This is a genomic window from Altericroceibacterium endophyticum (genome assembly GCF_009827595.1).
GTDB classification, from domain to species: domain Bacteria; phylum Pseudomonadota; class Alphaproteobacteria; order Sphingomonadales; family Sphingomonadaceae; genus Altericroceibacterium; species Altericroceibacterium endophyticum.
Genome location: NZ_WTYT01000001.1, coordinates 666,289 through 681,733, shown reverse-complemented (window position 1 = coordinate 681,733; position 15,445 = coordinate 666,289). Strand labels below are relative to the sequence as shown.

At 57.0% G+C, this 15,445-nt stretch carries 14 protein-coding genes; 8 read left to right on the top strand and 6 right to left on the bottom strand.

Annotation, left to right across the window (positions count from 1 at the left end):
* Positions 1-57 precede the first annotated feature (57 nt).
* The 4 genes from otsB (at position 58) to trxB (ending at position 5,158) form a co-directional block, all read left to right on the top strand.
* Positions 58-801 carry a trehalose-phosphatase gene (gene otsB, locus GRI91_RS03325; RefSeq protein ID WP_160735170.1) on the top strand — a complete coding sequence of 248 codons (744 nt, stop codon included), beginning with the start codon at positions 58-60 and terminating at the stop codon, positions 799-801.
* Positions 786-2,597 (top strand): glycoside hydrolase family 15 protein, encoded by a 1,812-nt coding sequence (locus GRI91_RS03320; RefSeq protein ID WP_160735169.1) that lies wholly within the window; start codon positions 786-788, stop codon positions 2,595-2,597. Before otsB ends, GRI91_RS03320 begins: the two co-directional genes overlap by 16 nt.
* Complete coding sequence (locus tag GRI91_RS03315) at positions 2,594-3,988, top strand: alpha,alpha-trehalose-phosphate synthase (UDP-forming) (RefSeq protein ID WP_160735168.1); 1,395 nt, start codon at positions 2,594-2,596, stop codon at positions 3,986-3,988. The genes GRI91_RS03320 and GRI91_RS03315 overlap by 4 nt, the downstream gene beginning before the upstream one ends.
* A 186-nt stretch (positions 3,989-4,174) precedes the next feature.
* A complete protein-coding gene (gene trxB, locus GRI91_RS03310; protein WP_160735167.1) occupies positions 4,175-5,158 on the top strand; it encodes a thioredoxin-disulfide reductase in 984 nt (327 codons plus the stop codon).
* Between the two features lie 54 nt (positions 5,159-5,212).
* Here the strand turns inward: trxB and GRI91_RS03305 are convergent, their stop codons facing one another.
* Positions 5,213-6,187 (bottom strand): threonine ammonia-lyase, encoded by a 975-nt coding sequence (locus GRI91_RS03305; protein WP_160735166.1) that lies wholly within the window; start codon positions 6,185-6,187, stop codon positions 5,213-5,215.
* Positions 6,188-6,307: 120 nt separating this feature from the next.
* Here GRI91_RS03305 and GRI91_RS03300 point away from each other — a divergent pair, with 120 nt between their 5' ends.
* From GRI91_RS03300 to GRI91_RS03285, 4 genes are all read left to right on the top strand, one after another.
* Positions 6,308-7,519 (top strand): saccharopine dehydrogenase family protein, encoded by a 1,212-nt coding sequence (locus tag GRI91_RS03300; protein WP_160735165.1) that lies wholly within the window; start codon positions 6,308-6,310, stop codon positions 7,517-7,519.
* Between the two features lie 142 nt (positions 7,520-7,661).
* The gene (locus GRI91_RS03295) at positions 7,662-8,027 is read left to right on the top strand and encodes a hypothetical protein (protein WP_160735164.1); all 366 of its coding nucleotides are present in this window, start codon (positions 7,662-7,664) and stop codon (positions 8,025-8,027) included.
* A gap of 79 nt (positions 8,028-8,106) precedes the next feature.
* Entirely contained in the window at positions 8,107-9,285 is a 1,179-nt protein-coding gene (locus tag GRI91_RS03290; RefSeq protein ID WP_160735367.1) for a carboxynorspermidine decarboxylase, read from the top strand.
* 170 nt (positions 9,286-9,455) lie between these two features.
* Entirely contained in the window at positions 9,456-10,661 is a 1,206-nt protein-coding gene (locus GRI91_RS03285; protein WP_160735163.1) for a type III PLP-dependent enzyme, read from the top strand.
* Here GRI91_RS03285 and GRI91_RS03280 read toward each other — a convergent pair.
* The 5 genes from GRI91_RS03280 to murI all read right to left on the bottom strand — a co-directional run bounded on the left by GRI91_RS03280 (position 10,658) and on the right by murI (position 15,440).
* Positions 10,658-11,902 (bottom strand): RNA polymerase sigma factor, encoded by a 1,245-nt coding sequence (locus GRI91_RS03280; protein ID WP_160735162.1) that lies wholly within the window; start codon positions 11,900-11,902, stop codon positions 10,658-10,660. The two genes, GRI91_RS03285 and GRI91_RS03280, sit on opposite strands and share 4 nt — an antisense overlap.
* Before the next feature lie 28 nt (positions 11,903-11,930).
* Positions 11,931-12,269, bottom strand: a complete 339-nt coding sequence (locus GRI91_RS03275; RefSeq protein ID WP_160735161.1) for a YciI family protein — start codon at positions 12,267-12,269, stop codon at positions 11,931-11,933.
* A 106-nt stretch (positions 12,270-12,375) separates the two neighbouring features.
* The gene (locus tag GRI91_RS03270) at positions 12,376-13,149 is read right to left on the bottom strand and encodes a hypothetical protein (protein WP_160735160.1); all 774 of its coding nucleotides are present in this window, start codon (positions 13,147-13,149) and stop codon (positions 12,376-12,378) included.
* Positions 13,150-13,304: 155 nt separating this feature from the next.
* Entirely contained in the window at positions 13,305-14,519 is a 1,215-nt protein-coding gene (gene hemA / locus GRI91_RS03265; RefSeq protein ID WP_160735159.1) for a 5-aminolevulinate synthase, read from the bottom strand.
* Positions 14,520-14,639: 120 nt separating this feature from the next.
* Positions 14,640-15,440, bottom strand: coding sequence for a glutamate racemase (gene murI, locus GRI91_RS03260; protein ID WP_160735366.1), 801 nt, complete (start codon positions 15,438-15,440; stop codon positions 14,640-14,642).
* Positions 15,441-15,445: the final 5 nt, after the last annotated feature.

Sequence of the window (15,445 nt, the reverse complement as noted above, 5' to 3'; positions counted from 1 at the left end):
AATAATTAGTGATGTTGCGCGTTGACCAAAGGATGCCAATGGCTATGGCTGCTGGAGATGGACGGAAAATCTGCACTTGGCGCCCCCCCTTCCTTACGAGAATTATGTGATAGCCAGCGCATCGCATTATTCCTCGATTTTGACGGCACGCTGATTGATATAGCCGCGACGCCCGATGGCATTGATCTGCCTGCCAGATTGGGGGATCGACTTTTCGCCTTATCGGAAAGGCTTGGCGGAAGGCTCGCCCTGGTCAGTGGCCGGTCAATTTCAAATCTCCAAGACCATATCGGTTCGCTGCGGGTCGCGCGGGCGGGTTCTCATGGCGCGGCGCGGCAACGCGCGGACGGTTCGCTTATTGGTCAGGAACCCACTGGCCTGCCGCAGGCGGTCTATGATGCATTGCGTGATTTCAGTGCGGAGCAGGGCTTTGAAATGGAAAGCAAGGCGCATGGTGCAGCGCTGCATTTCCGGTCCAATCCTTCGCTGGAAAAAACTGGCCTCGAATTTGCCGAACAGGTCGCCCATTCTCACGAACTCGCAATCAAGCGGGGTAAATGCGTGATTGAACTCGTTCGCCCCGGTGCCGATAAAGGTGGCGCTGTGCGCGCCTTTATGGAGGAGCAGCCCTTTGTCGGAGCCTTGCCCATCTTCATTGGCGATGACGTGACCGATGAAGACGGTTTTTCCGGCGTGGCGGACAAGGGCGGCTTTGGTATCATCGTGGGCGACCGCGAAAAAACACTCGCCCGTTATCGACTCTCTAATCCTGAAAAGGTCCATGAATGGCTCGAACTTTGAGCGCGAACACATCCAGTCTGGAACTATCGCCGATCGGCAATTGTCAGGTTTCGGGCCTGATAGATGAAACTGCCGGCCTGGTTTGGGGATGCGTTCCCCGGGTTGATGGTGATCCCGTATTCTGTGCACTGCTGAATGGTGCAAAACAGGATGCCGGTGTCTGGCGTTTCGAATTGGAAGGGCAGGTTTCCTCCTCCCAATATTACGAACGCAATACGCCGATCCTGATCACGCGGCTCGAAGCGGAAGATGGCAGCGCGGTGGAAATCTCCGACTTTTCTCCCCGCTTTGAACGGTCTGGCCGGATGTATCGCCCCGTCGCCTATGCCCGTGTGGTTCGCCCGGTGGCCGGCACGCCGCGGATGAAAGTGGTCATGCGGCCGATGCGTGATTACGGTGCGCAGCTGGCCGAAACGACCAATGGCACGAACCATATTCGCTATCTGGTCGGCAATCAGGCGCTGCGCCTCAGCACCGATGCGCCCGTGGGTTATGTGCTGGAACAACGCACCTACCGCGTGGAAAGCGATCAGCACTTTTTCCTCGGTCCTGATGAACCCTTCAGCGGCAATCTGCGCGCTGAATTGCGCACGATGGAGGAAATGACGCGTCGCTATTGGCGCCATTGGGTCCGCGGTCTGGCGACCCCGTTTGAATGGCAGGACGAGGTTATCCGCGCCGCCATCACGCTGAAATTATGCCAATATGAAGAAACGGGCGCGATTGTCGCCGCCTTGACGACATCCATGCCCGAAGCGCCGAATTCGGAGCGTAACTGGGACTATCGCTACTGCTGGATTCGCGATTCCTATTATACGGTGCAGGCGCTCAATCGGTTGGGGGCGCTTGATGTGCTGGAGAAATATCTCGCATATCTGCGCAATATCGTGGCCGATGCCAAGGGAGGGCAGATTCAGCCGCTCTATTCGGTGATGGGGGTTGCCGAACTGGATGAAACCACCGCGCCGCATCTGGCCGGCTATCGCGGCATGGGGCCGGTGCGCAAAGGCAATGCCGCCTACAAACAGGTGCAGCACGATTGTTATGGCCAGATCGTCCTGCCGACGGTGCAGGGCTTCTTTGACCGCCGTCTGCTGCGCATGGCGGATGATCACGATTTCCAGAGCCTTGAGCAAGTGGGTGAAATGGCCTGGAAGATGCATGATCAGCCTGATGCCGGCCTGTGGGAATTCCGCACCCGTCAGGAAGTGCATACCTATTCCGCCGTGATGAGCTGGGCTGCCTGTGACCGGCTGGCGAATGCCGCCGCCGAGCTGGGCAAGACAGATCGGTCCGAATTCTGGCGCAAACGCGCCGATACGATCCGTGAAACGGTTGAAGAAAAGGCCTGGGTCGAAAATGGCGAGGGCGGTCATTATGGCGCGTCTTTCGAGAGTGAATATCTCGATGCCAGCCTTTTGCAGCTGGTAGAGCTTCGTTTCCTGAAGCCTGATGATCCGAAATTCCTCTCCACCTTCGCTCAGATTGAGCAGGATTTGCGGCGCGGTGAACATATGCTGCGTTATGCGGCGGAGGATGATTTCGGGCTGCCTGAGACTGCCTTCAACATCTGTACGTTTTGGCTGATTGAGGCCCTGCACCTTGCTGGCCGGGATGAGGAAGCGCGCGGATTGTTCTGCACTATGCTGGGCCACCGGACGAAATCGGGTCTGTTATCTGAAGACATGGATTTCGAAACGGGTGAGTTGTGGGGGAACTTCCCCCAGACTTACTCACTGGTAGGTATAATCAACTGTGCCGAATTGCTTTCAAAAAGCTGGAACATGATCAGATGAGCCGATTGGTAATTATCTCGAACCGCGTTGCAGTCCCCAAGGCGCGCGGCGCGGCCGGGGCGCAAGGTGGCCTCGCCGGTGCGCTCAACGCTGCCTTGCGCAAGAATAAGGGTATCTGGTTCGGTTGGTCGGGTCAGGAAATCGAGAAATTTACCGGGGGCATCAATATCCAGCGCGCAGATGGTGTGACCACGGCGACGATCGACCTGGAGCATCAGGATGTGGAGGAATATTACAATGGCTATGCCAATTCCACGCTCTGGCCGCTATTCCATTACCGCGTCGATCTGACTGAATATGAACGTGAATTCGGCCGTGGCTATGAGCGGGTGAATGAGAGATTTGCCGAAAGCGTTCTGCCTCTGATCGAACACGACGATATGGTCTGGGTGCATGATTACCACCTGATACCATTAGGTGAGCGGTTAAGAAATCGCGGGATCAAGAACCGGATCGGTTTCTTCCTCCATATTCCGTGGCCGCCGACCCGGCTGTTTGTCTCCTTGCCCTATCATGAGCGACTGGTTCGTTCACTGCTGCAATATGACCTGATTGGTTTCCAGAACAATGAATGGCTGGAAAGCTTCCTGCATTATTGCCGCAAGGAGCTTGAGGCTGATGTGAATGAAGAAACCGGCGAAGTGACGCTGGATGGCTGGACTACCATCGCACGCGCTTATCCCATCGGCATCGATTACGATCACTTCATGGAGAAGGGCGAAACGGGGGAGGCGCGTCAGGCTCAGCAACGCCTGATGTCATCGACCCGCCACCGCACCGCAATGATTGGGGTGGACCGGCTCGATTATTCCAAGGGATTGCCGGAGCGTGTGGACGGTATCGGGCGTTTCTTTGATGCCTATCCGGAACGTATCCGTGAACTGGTCTATATCCAGATCGCTCCGCCTTCGCGCGGTGATATCGGCACCTATCAGCAAATTCGTACCTTGCTGGAGCAGAAGACCGGACAGATTAACGGTGCGCGGTCTGAAGTTGACGTGGTGCCCATCCGCTATGTCAATCGTGGCTATGCTCAGGAAGAGCTTTTCGGCTTTTACAGGGCGTCCAAGATTGGCTTGGTCACGCCGCTACGCGACGGGATGAATCTGGTCGCGAAGGAATATATCGCGGCGCAGGATCCGCAGGATCCCGGCGTGCTGATCCTGTCCCAATTCGCTGGCGCAGCTCCGCAATTGCAGGACGCGCTGCTGGTCAATCCGCACAGTCCGGATGATCTGGCGCATCATATTCGTCTGGCGCTCGATATGCCGCTATCTGAACGTAAGGCACGCTGGGACAAGCTGATTGGCACGGTGCGGGATGATAATGTGATCGAATGGACCGAAGATTTTACCTCGGATCTGGCGGCGATTCCACTGGCCGAGGACTGATCTGACCATCCGTTCGGGCAGATAGGGGCGCGGGAGCCAATGCGGTGAAACAAGTTTGGCTTATCATGGCCTCAGACTTGCTTTGCTTGCCAGTTCGGGCAGTGGCCCCCAATTATCGGCTAACACATCTCTGCAGCCATGCCGCAGGGCAGCACAGACAATTTTGATAACGGGTTTAGAGAGACAATGGCGAAACACGAAACCAAGATGCTCATCATCGGCAGCGGACCAGCCGGTCTTACCGCAGCGATCTATGCCGCGCGCGCCGGAATGGAGCCAATCGTCGTGCAGGGTATCCAGCCCGGTGGGCAGCTGACCATCACCACGGATGTTGAGAATTATCCCGGTTTCCGTGATGTGATCCAGGGCCCTTGGCTAATGCAGGAAATGCAGGCTCAGGCAGAGCATGTGGGCACGCGGATGATGTGGGATACGATCACCGAAGTCGATATCGCGAACGGCCCGCCCTTTGTGGCCATAGGCGACAGCGGCGATGAATATGTCGGCCACACGCTCGTGATCGCCACCGGTGCGCAGGCGAAATGGCTGGGTGTTCCCGGAGAGCAGGAATTGTCGGGCAAAGGCGTTTCAGCCTGCGCCACCTGCGATGGCTTCTTCTATCGCGGTAAGAAAGTTGCCGTCATTGGCGGCGGCAATACGGCGGTTGAAGAGGCGCTCTATCTCACCAACCATTCGGATGATGTGACCCTGATCCATCGCCGCGGCGAATTGCGCGCGGAGAAGATCCTGCAGGACCGTCTATTCGCGCACCCCAAAATCAGCGTGCTGTGGAACAAGAAGGTCGACGAATTTCTGGGTGACCCGCTGCAAGGGGGGCTGACCGGGCTGCGCCTGACCGACACCGAAAACGGCGAGAGCAGTACATTTGATTGTGAAGGCGGTTTTGTTGCCATCGGCCATGCTCCATCGACGGAGCTGTTCAAGGGCAAGCTGGAAATGGATGAATCCGGCTATATTGCGGTTGAAGCGGGCACGCCCAAAACCAACCATGCGGGCGTTTTCGCCTGCGGTGATGTGATGGATCACACCTACCGTCAGGCTGTCACCGCGGCGGGCACCGGGTGCATGGCAGCGCTCGATGCAGAACGTTTTCTCGCAACCTTGGAATTCGTTCGCAACGAAGAACGCGCCGAACAGGCCGCAGAGTAAATTATAGATTTTGCGCTGGACGAGGGGCCATAACCGCCCCTCGTCGTCTGGCTATTAATCCTGTGATGTCAGGACTTTTGCGAATTTCTCTGCGTCGACATTCCCCCCGGTGAGCAGGATTGCGGTGCGATCATCAAGCGTGACTTTGCCGGCAAGCGCTGCGGCAAGGGCAACGGCGCCGCCCGGTTCCAGCACCAGCCTCAACCGGGCAAAGGCGAAGCGTTGCGCATCGCGCACTTCCGCTTCGGTCACGGTTACGCCGACACAGGAGCGCGCCTTCAGTATGTCGAAATTCATCGGATAGGTGGCAAGCGTTTGCAGTGCGTCGCATGCGGTTGGCGGCGGATTGTCGCCGACAGACTGAATTTCTCCGCTTGAGAGGCTGCGGGTGACATCGTCCCACCCTTCAGGTTCAACAGGAACAATTTCGGCATCCGGGCAGGCGAGGGCGAGGCCGGCCGTCAAGCCTCCGCCGCCGCAACAGACCACCAGCCGGCTCGGCATTTGACCGATTCGTTCTTCCATCTGCTGAGCAATTTCAATGCCTGCGCTGCCCTGACCCTCAATCACCCACGGGTCACCAAAGGCGTGAACATAGGTCGCGCCGGTTTTTTCAGATAGCGCCTGAGCGATCTCTTCGCGGTTCTCGCTCAGTCTTTCATACGTCACGATATCCGCGCCCATTTCGCGCACGCGGTCCATCTTGATGCGGGGGGCATCACTGGGCATTACGATAGTTGCCTGAATACCCAATTTGCGCGCCGCCCAGGCCACGCCTTGTGCGTGATTGCCGCTGGAGACACCCACCACGCCGCGCGTTTTGACGTCGTCTGAGAGGTCGGAAAGCCGATGCCAGCCGCCGCGAATCTTGAAGGCACCAACCGGCTGCAGGCATTCGGCCTTGGCCCATAGGCTGACGCCGTTAATTTCTACCGGCAAAAGCGGCGTATAGGGGAGTATCCGGGCGATCTTGCGTGATGCGCGCCGGACACCGTCAGCGGTGGGGTGGCGAAGAGTTGTGTGGATCATTTGATGCCCTTAACGCATTGCAGCTTCAAAGAAGTGAGTTTTCATAACGGGTCATAATTTGATCCCGCGGCAATAGGCTCTATGAGGCCGCGCAAGATTCTAATGCATTGGAGACTGCATATGTCAAAGGTTCTGGTAATCGGTGCAGGTGGCGTCAGCTCCGTCGCCGTGCATAAAATGGCGATGAACGCGTCGATCTTTTCAGAAATTCACCTGGCCAGCCGGACGAAGAGCAAATGCGATTCCATCGCCAAAAGCGTAAAAGAGCGCACCGGCGAAGATGTCACGACCTATGAAATTGACGCGGAGGAAGTCCCTGCGCTGGTTCGTCTGATCCAGCAAATTCAGCCCCAGCTGGTGGTGAATCTGGCGCTTCCCTATCAGGACTTGCCGATCATGGACGCCTGTCTGGAAGCGGGTGTGCATTATCTCGATACAGCGAATTACGAGCCTAAGGATGAGGCGAAATTCGAATATAAATGGCAGTGGGCCTATCAGGAGAAGTTCCGCGAGAAGGGGCTAATGGCGCTGCTTGGTTCAGGTTTTGACCCCGGCGTAACCAGCGTTTTTGCGATGTGGCTCAAGAAGCACAAATTGAAGACCATTCGCCAGCTCGACATTCTCGATTGCAATGGCGGCGATCATGGTCAGGCCTTCGCCACCAATTTCAACCCGGAAATCAATATTCGCGAAGTGACGGCTCCGGCGCGTCATTGGGAAAAGGGCGAGTGGGTGGAAACCCCGGCCATGACCATCCGCCAGCAATTCGACTTCGATCAGGTCGGTCAGAAGAACATGTATCTGATGTATCATGAAGAGCTGGAGAGCCTCTCCAAATTCGTGCCCGAACTGGAACGGGCGCGGTTCTGGATGACCTTTGGTGACGAATATATCAAACATCTCACCGTGCTGCAGAATGTCGGCATGACCGGGATCGACCCGATCAAATATCAGGGGCGGGATATCATTCCGCTGCAATTCCTGGCGGCCGTTCTACCCAAGCCGGAAACGCTCGGTGAAACCACCAAGGGCAAAACCAATATCGGTGATATCGCCACTGGCGAAGCGCTCGATGGCTCGGGTGAGAAGACCTTCTACATCTATAATATCTGCGATCATGAAGACGCCAATCGGGAAACCGGTAATCAGGCCGTGAGCTATACGACCGGCGTTCCGGCCATGGTCGGTGCAGCGATGATGCTGACAGGCAAGTGGGGCGGAGAAGGCGTGTTCAATATGGAACAGCTTGATCCTGATCCCTTCCTCGAAATGCTCGGCGAAAATGGCTTGCCATTTGAGGTCAAGGAACTGGCCGCGCCGCTGCCATTCTGAGCCTTTCGGATCAGATCTTCTGGAGTTTTGCCAGTGTGAGACTGAGGTCGTGCACTGGCATTTCTCTCTTTCTCTCAGTTCGGCCCGGGCGAACCGGGCCTTATCACTTTTCTGGACATGGTGACCGATGAAAACAGCTCTTTTGGCTATGCTTCCCTGCATCCTGCTGGCGGCCTGTACGCCGACAACGGAACCTGATCAGCGCCCAGCATCGCCAGCTGCCGGTCCAACATCGGACATGTCGAGCGAGGAACGTGCGACCTGTGAGGCGAATGGCGGCTTTGTCGACCGGCGCGGGCGGTTGCAGGCTGAACTTTGCATCCATCCTTTTGTCGATGCCGGGCAAACCTGCCGCGATAGCAGCGAGTGCGAGGGCAAATGCATCGCCACCGGAACTCCGCAGGAAAATGGCGAAACAAAGGGCCAGTGCCAGAAAGATGACGCCTTATTCGGATGCTATTCTGAAGTAGAAGATGGGCAGTCGGTGCGGGCAATCTGTGTCGACTGATCAGGCGGCGACGCTTGTCGCAGCTTGCAAGCCATCCTAAATGGCGGCGAATAATTCCTCTAAACGCGCAGGAAGCATGATGGAAACAAAAGCCGGTGACCCGGGAGCATTCGCTCAGTTCGATCTCAATCGGGTGGATAGTCCCGCCTTTGTGGTCGATGCTGCGAAATTACGCGACAATCTGCGCATACTTGCAGATGTTCGGGACCGGTCAGGCATCAAGATCCTGTCTGCGCTCAAGGCCTTTTCCATGTGGTCGGTGGCGCCGGTTATCGGCGAATATCTCGACGGTGTCTGCGCATCCGGCCTTTGGGAAGCCATGCTGGCATCCGAGCATTATGACGGTGAAATCGCGACATTCTGCGCCGCCTATAAGCCCGATGAGCTGGAGGAAATCTGCCGGATATCGGACCATGTGATTTTTAACACGCCGGGCCAGATTGAACGCTGTTCTCAAGTCATTGCCCATGCTCGGACGCAGGGTATGGATTTCGATGTCGGTCTGCGCCTCAATCCGCTCCATGCTGAAGGCGAAGTCCCGCGCTATGATCCCTGCGCGCCATATTCGCGGCTCGGCTTTCCGGTCGATCAGCTGGAGGATGAGCATCTCGAAATGGTGCAGGGGATTCATCTGCACACATTGTGTGAGCAGGATTTTGAACCGCTGGTGCGAACATGGGAAGCGTTGGAGCCCTATATAGAGCCGTATTTCGGCCATCTGCGCTGGATTAATCTGGGCGGGGGGCATCATATCACCCGCGATGATTATCAGCGCGATGAACTGGTCGAATTCCTCATCGACTTGCAGGAACGTACCGGTGCAGAAATCTATATGGAGCCGGGTGAAGCCGTGGCGCTGGATGCCGGCATTCTGGCGGGCACGGTGCTTGATTCCCACTATAACGGAATGCCGCTCGCCATCACCGATATTTCTGCAACCTGCCACATGCCCGATGTGATTGAGGCGCCCTATCGTCCGGCGATGCTGCATGAGGATGAAGATGGCGCTGGTGAACCAGTACGCCTCGGCGGGCCATCCTGCCTCGCCGGTGATGTGATCGGCGATTATCGGCTGCCGGTTGAATGCAAACCGGGGGAACGGATCGCCTTTCTGGATCAGGCGCATTACTCCATGGTAAAAACCAACAGTTTCAATGGTGTACCACTGCCGTCGATCTGGCTGTGGGACAGCGAAACCGACTTTCTGGAGCAGATCCGAAACTTTACATATCAGGATTTTCGGAACCGCCTCTCCTGATCGCGCGTAAATCAGGAAACCGCGCGCGGAGATAGTCTGGTGGTATCAGGCAATTTCTCCTTGCATGTCCAAACATGAGGCTTATATGCGCGCCCTCTGCTGCCCCAAGGGGACTTCCTAACCGCAAGGCAGCCTTATGTGTGAAACTAACCGTTTGGGGGTCCCTTGAATTGCACATTTACCCTAACGCCTCGGCTGTAGTTCGCGATCTTTCGCCGGATGAACCCGTCATCCTGAATCGCCCGCATGCGGCGGCTCGGGCGGCTCGGTTCTTCGCGCAGAAATTTCCCGGAAAATCGCTGTATGCAGTGAAGGCGAACCCTTCACCTGATCTCGTGCGAATCCTGTGGGATTCTGGCGTGACGCATTATGATGTCGCTTCGATTGCTGAAGTGCGCATGGTGCGCTCTGTTTTGCCAGAGGCAACCTTGTGCTTCATGCATCCGGTGAAGACCAAACGCGCCATTGCCGAAGCCTATCACCAGCATGGCGTCACAACCTTCAGCCTCGACACGATGGAAGAGCTGGAGAAGATTGTCGAAGCGACCACCGCCGATGATGGCACGCAGGCCGATGATCTGAACCTGCTGGTGCGACTGCGTGTATCCTCCGATTATTCCGAGCTCTCGCTGGCGTCGAAATTCGGGATCGATCTTGCCGATGCCGCACCGCTTCTGCAGGCAACGCGCCAGCATTGTGACGCGCTCGGTATCTGCTTCCACGTCGGCAGTCAGGCGATGACCCCGTTCGCCTATGTTCAGGCATTGGAGCGGGTACGTGCGGCGATTGCCGAAGCTGCCGTGACTGTCGACATCGTGGATGTCGGGGGCGGGTTCCCCAGTTCCTATCCGGGGATGGAGCCGCCGCCACTGGAAGATTATTTCGGCATCATTCACCGCCATTTCGAAAATCTGCCGATTTCCTATTCGGCTGAGCTGTGGTGCGAGCCGGGCCGTGCGCTGTGCGCGGAATATAGCTCGCTGATCGTCAAGGTTGAAAAGCGCCGCGGCGATGAGCTGTATATCAATGATGGTGCCTATGGTGCCTTGTTCGATGCAGCGCATGTTGCATGGCGTTTTCCGGTGGAAGCGCTGGAAGATGATCTGACCGAAGCGTTGGAAGAATTCTCGTTTTACGGGCCGACATGTGACGATGCCGATTTCATGAAAGGTCCTTTCATGCTTCCGGCTGACATTCAGGCCGGCGATTATATCGAAGTCGGTATGCTCGGCGCCTATGGCGCGGCGATGAAGACAGCCTTTAATGGCTTTGGCGCTGCTGAATGTATCAATGTCGCCAATGAGCCGATGGCAAGCCTTTATCGCGGTGATCGGCCGGATCCGCGCGAAAGCGACAATGTGGTGAGCCTGCGTTAACGATCGAGTTCCGAGCGCTGCTTTTCAAGGAAGCTGCGCTCGGTCTGATCTTCCGTCAGAGTGATTGCCCTGTCATAGGCTGCGATCGCCTGAGACGTTTCCCCCGTTTTGGCCAGCATGGCCGCATGCACAGCGTGATAGGGCGCAAACTGGCTCATCCTGTCTGCAGAGAGCTGGTTCAGCTCTGACAGTGCAGCAGCGGCACCCTCTACTTCACCAAGAGCCACGGCACGGTTCAGCCGCGTAAAGGGGCTGTCCTCTATCGCCACCAATTGATCATAGAGCTGCAGCACGGCTTCCCACGGGGCTGGGGCATGCAGCGAAAGGCGCTCGCACCAGCAACGTTGCAGCTGCGCCTTGATGAGACGCGGAGAAGGGTGCCGGGCTGTTGGTGCCTTTGCAGCCGGGGTGCGACTGATCCGTTCAGCGCGTTCAAGTTTGCGGCGCGCTACAGCGATCAGGCCCTGATCCCAATCTTCGGGTGCCTGCTGGTCCAGTGGGACCATATTCCCGTGGCAATCAGCTTTTGCTCTGCGTCTGGCTTCCGAGAAATTGAGTGTCGCACTCACTGCATGGGCATCAGATTCCTCTGGCAGGAGGGTGCTCACCAGATCGGCCAGTTCGATAATCTGATTGGCGTGTATGGGACCGGCTTCTGAGGCCGGCACTCCGGGGGTTGATCGGATATAGGCCACTTCAAGAGTCGACAGCACCGCGTTCAACCGTTCAGGCCAGAATTTCTGCCCCGGAATCTCGAATATTATGCCAGCGCCGCTAAGCTTGCGCTTCGCGCGGGTCAGACGCTGTGCGATAGTCGAGGCAGGGATCAGGAATGCCGTAGCAATTTGCGCAGCGGTCAGACCGCAAACGACGGAGAGCATCAAGGCAGCACGACTGGTGGCGTCAATGGCCGGATGGCCGCAGGCAAAGATCAACGCCAGCCGGCGGTCGGGAATTGTGCTGTCAGCCATATCAGCACTTTCCGCTCTGAGTTGCTGCTCCTGCTCCGCGTGCCGGCGGGCATGCTGGCGGCGCCGTAATTGATCAATGGCTGCGTGAACCGCCGTGCGATAGAGCCAGGCGGCCCAGTCAGAAGGCGGTTGTGGCTGAGAAACGGCCCGCAGACATGCCTCGGAAAGCGCCTCTTCAGCGAGATCGATATCGCGAAACCGCGCCGACAGGGCTGCCAGCAATTCGAACCGCCGACGATTGAGCGTGTCGGCCAGACTGCTTGTCATCATGCCTGCCTGCGGTGCCACCTCCGGGGTTTTAGCCTTCACTCTCGCAAGGCCTGATTTCGACAGCGCCCTTGCTGATCATCGGAATTTGTCGCGCGACATCCATGGCCTCATCGAGGCTTTCCACCTCAATGATGTAGATCCCGCCCAATTGCTCGCGTGCTTCGGCAAAGGGGCCATCATGGAAATCGACCGTGTCCCCATCACGGCGCAATGTCGTGGTGGTGCTCTGATCGCGCAGTCCCTCTGCGGCGAGCAGCGTGTCGCCCAGGCTTTCGACAAGCCGGGCATGCTGTTCCATCACGGCATGCAGGTCATTTTCGCTCTGATAGGCTGCATGGTCTTCATGGATCAGAAGGGCGTATTTCATGTCAGTCACTCCATTGAAGTGATGGCCCTGTTGCCACCAATTCAACCTAAAGACGTCTGACCGTAACGCAATTCGACATGGATGCAGGATTTAATCTGACATAGCGTCAGCCAAATTTGGCGCGATGCTTTTCCAGCTTGCCTTGCAATTTCTCCAGCGCTTCGGAAATCTTCTGCGGGAACGACTCCGGTTCGATTTTCGCAATGCCGGAATGGGCCGCGCAGATGGTGGTCGCATCATGCCAGGATTTGGCCATATCCTGGGCCCAGTTCAGGAAGTCACGCGCGGCACCGGGACGTTGCTCCAGCGCTTTTGCCAAAGTGGGGTGGAAGCCGATTTTGGGTGAGGGCAGTATCAGGCTGATCGGTTTGGGCAGATCAAAATAGGTCAGCGTGTCATCCACGTGAATGGTACGCGACGGTTTGTGATAGGCCATCAGCGACGAAAAATGCACATTCTCGTCATCGGAGATGTAATCCACACCGCGCGGCAGGGTAAAGTCCAGCACATCCCCATACAGATCGCAGACTTCCTGCGATTCCACATGAGGCGTTTCCCATTTCAGGTCGGGGCATTTGCGCTTGTGCCGTGCGGAGCCATAAAGCTTCGCCTGCGGGAACATGGCTGCCATCGTATCGCAATGCAGCGTGTGGAAAGGATGCAGGTTGAGAATGGCCTCCACCGCTTTTCCGCCCTCGGTCAGCGAATAGATTTCCCGCTGCATATCCGGTGTCAGGCTGTAGGAATCGAGGAAGAGAAATTTACCGCTAGGCAGGCGGATGAGAGAGGCCTGCGTTCCGACATCGAGCATTCCGGCAATCTTGAATTTGCCGCGTATATTCCAGAAATTCTCATCGATACGGGTGATAGTCTCGCTCATCAGTCTCTCCTGCTTTCACAGCTAATACGCACCAAGTGGCGATCTGTTTCGCCTGCCAATATATTGTGCGCAATATAATTTACCGGAGCAAGGAAAAGCCCCCGAAGCGGAAGGCTGCGGGGGCTTTCTATTAATTCATGAAGAGCGGGCTATCGTCAGGCGGCCAGCTTAATTTCCAGCCGGTCCCACACCTCAACCAGAGCATTGGTGAGTTCCTGCATCATTTCTTCCGTATGAGCAGGGCCGGGGGTGAAGCGGAGCCGCTCCGTACCGCGCGGCACGGTGGGGAAATTGATAGGCTGCACATAGGCACCATATTCGGCCAGCAGAATATCGCTGATTCGCTTGGCCTTCACCGGATCGCCCACCATCAAAGGCACGATATGGGTGGTGGAATCCATCACCGGCAGTCCGGCTTCGCGCATCATCGCTTTCAGTCTGGCGGCGCTGGCTTGTTGCGCGTCGCGTTCTTCAGAGCAGGATTTCAGATGGCGGACAGATGCCAGAACGCCTGCCACCAGAACGGGGCTGAGCGAGGTCGTGAAGATAAAGCCGGGGGCATAGGAACGGATCACATCGATGATCTTCTTATCGGCAGCGACATAACCGCCCATCACGCCAAACGCCTTGCCCAGCGTACCTTCAATCAGGTTGAGTCTGTGCGCCGCATCATCGCGTTCGGAGATGCCGCCACCGCGCGCACCATACATGCCAACCGCGTGAACCTCATCAAGATAGGTGAGCGCGTTGTACTTTTCGGCCAGATCGCAAATCGCATGGATAGGAGCAACGTCGCCATCCATCGAATAGACGCTTTCAAAGGCGATCAGCTTGGGAACATCGGGGCTTTCAGCAGCCAGAAGCTCTTCCAGATGCTCCACGTCATTGTGACGGAACACCCGCTTTTCACAGCCGGAGTTACGAATCCCGGCGATCATGCTGGCGTGGTTCAGTTCATCCGAAAAGATGATGCAGCCGGGCAGCAATTTGGCCAGCGTGGACAGCGTCGCATCATTCGACACATATCCGCTCGTAAACAGCAGCGCGGATTCCTTGTCATGGAGATCCGCCAGTTCCTGCTCCAGCTGGATGTGATAATGGGTGTTGCCGCCGATATTGCGCGTGCCGCCGGAACCGGCACCAACATCGTGCAGTGCCTCTTCCATCGCACCAATCACCTTGGGGTGCTGCCCCATGGCGAGGTAATCGTTGGAACACCAGACGGTGATCGGTTTCGGGCCGTTATGGCCGGCGAAACACCGCGCATTGGGATAGGCACCCTTATTGCGCAATATGTCGATGAACACGCGGTAACGCCCCTCCGAATGGAGGCGGTCAATCGCTTGGTCGAATATTTGGTCGTAGTTCAAAACAACCGGTCCGTGCTGCGCCGCTTTGTGGGGGCCAGTTATCCCCCTACGGCAAGGTTTAGCTGGGCCTTACGCGCATCGACAGCGGGTTAAAAGTCAAGAGTTTGCGAGAGGTTCGCATTAAATGCGATCAATGTGATCGATGCCGTACTGCCGCAGTGCTGGCAGCAAGTCGTCTACATCCTCTTCCTTGCCCGTGAAAAGCGCAGAATCCGGTGACTTTCTGAGGAATTCCTGCCCTTTCGTCAGATGCGCCACACGCCGCGCGATGCCCGCGGCGCCATGGACGAACTGGACATTTTGTCCAAGAGCGTGACCGAGTTCGGCTTCGACCAATGGGAAATGCGTGCAAGCCAAGACGACGGTATCAATTTCATGATTGCCGGCCCTATCGCGCAGCCCCTGTGCCGCTTCTGCGAAGATCGCAGGATCGGGTGTCTCCCCGCGCAGTTTTGCTTCGGCGGCTGCGACAAGGGCGGGGGCGGCGTAGCGGATAAGCTGTTTGCCTTGCGCGAATTCGTGCTCAAGATTGTCGACATAGGCTTGGCGGATAGTCGCCGCTGTGCCGAGCAATCCGATTGCGCCGGCACGGGTGAGCGCGGCAGCGGGTTTAATCGCCGGCACGGTGCCCACAATGGGCAGATCCAGAGCTTCACGCACGGCAGGCAAGGCGATGGTGGATGCGGTGTTGCAGGCGATGGTGATCAATCTGGGACGATAGCGTTCCACCAGTCTGCCCAGCAGTGCCGGGACGCGCGCGGCGATCTGTTCCTCGGTCTTCTCGCCATAGGGCAATGCGGCAGTGTCCGCCGCGTAAATGACCGGCGCATCCGGCATCAACCTGCGGATTTCAGCAAGGACGGACAGGCCGCCCACACCCGAATCGAATAACAGCAACGGCGAAGAGGGATCTGTGTTCATATCCA